Annotated in this window: 1 protein-coding gene; it reads right to left on the bottom strand. The window is 68.1% G+C overall.

The features are described 5' to 3' along the window. Positions 1-56: 56 nt before the first annotated feature. Positions 57-1,295: an IS256 family transposase gene (locus PH203_RS49540; RefSeq protein ID WP_289929529.1), complete on the bottom strand. Its 1,239-nt coding sequence runs from the start codon at positions 1,293-1,295 to the stop codon at positions 57-59. Positions 1,296-1,429: the final 134 nt, after the last annotated feature.

Here is a 1,429-nt window from a genome sequence, read left to right as displayed (position 1 = left end):
GGTCACGTCCGCCGAAGTGGTGTATTGACGGCCACTCGGTGATCTCGGTTTTGAGGCTATGCGGTGAGTTCGGTGGGCAGGGCGGGTTCGTCGGTTTCTGACTCGATCGGGTGGAGGCGGGCTTTGGCGAGCAGGTCGAGTCCCATGTAGCGGCGGGCCTCGGTCCATTCGTCGTTCTGTTCGGCCAGCACGGCGCCGACCAGGCGGATCACAGCGGTGCGGTCGGGGAAGATGCCGACCACGTCGGTGCGGCGGCGGATCTCCTTGTTCAGCCGTTCCTGCGGGTTGTTGGACCAGATCTGCCGCCAGATCTCGCGGGGAAAGGCGGTGAAGGCCAGCAGGTCGTGCTGGGCGGTGTCCAGGTGGGCTGCGGCCTTGGGGAACTTGGCCTCCAACGCATCCAGAACGTGCCGCAGCTGGGCCTTCACGGCGTCGGTGTCGGGTTGTTCGAAGACGGTCCGCAGCAGCGTGGCCACCCACGGCTGGGCTGTTTTCGGAACCTGGGTCAGCAACGCGCGGGCGTAGTGGGTTCGACAGCGCTGCCACGAAGCGCCGGGCAGGGTGGCACCGATGGCGTTGACCAGGCCGGCGTGGGCGTCGGAGACGACCAGCTGGACGCCGGACAGGCCGCGGGCGGTCAGGGAGCGCAGGAAGGCGAGCCAGCCGGCGCCGTCCTCGGCGGTGGCGACGTCGACGCCGAGGATCTCGCGGTGGCCGTCGGCGTTGACGCCGACCGCGATCAGCGCGTGGACGTTGATGATGCGGCCGCCCTCGCGGACCTTCTGGGTCAGCGCGTCGACCCAGACGAACGCGTAAGGCCCGTGGTCCAGGGGGCGGTTGCGAAAGGCGGCGACTTGTTCGTCCAGGTGCTTGGCCATCGCGCTGACCTGGGACTTCGACAGCTGGGTGACGCCGAGGGACTCGGCGAGCTTCTCGACCCGGCGGGTGGAGACGCCGAGCAGGTAGGCGGTGGCGACCACCGAGATGAGGGCCTGTTCGGCCCGGCGGCGGCGTTCGAGGAGCCAGTGCGGGAAGTAACTGCCCTGACGCAGCTTGGGGATGGCGAGTTCGACGGTGCCGGCCCGGGTGTCCCACTCGCGCGGGCGATAGCCGTTGCGGTGGTTGACGCGTTCGTCGCTGACCTGCCCGTATTCGGCGTTGCAGAGGGCGTCGGCCTCGGCGGACATGAGCGCGTCGGCAAACGTTTTGACCATCGCGCGCAGCAGATCGGGACTCGCCGCGGCGAGGTTGTCTTCGGTGAGGGCGTGCAGGGGCACACTGTCGGGTGCGGTCATCGTGCTGATCTCCTTCGAGGCTTCGACACTTCGAAGATCAGCCGGTGGCCGTTCAACTATGCGGGCACCATCCCGATGCCGGAGCAAACCCCCGGATCAGGTCGAACCCGTACACCACTTCCCTGGACGCAACC

The organism is Streptomyces sp. S.PB5 (genome assembly GCF_030403745.1).
Classification (GTDB): domain Bacteria; phylum Actinomycetota; class Actinomycetes; order Streptomycetales; family Streptomycetaceae; genus Streptomyces.
Note: the sequence above shows the minus strand (reverse complement) of the source record. Positions and strands in the feature narration are given on the sequence as shown.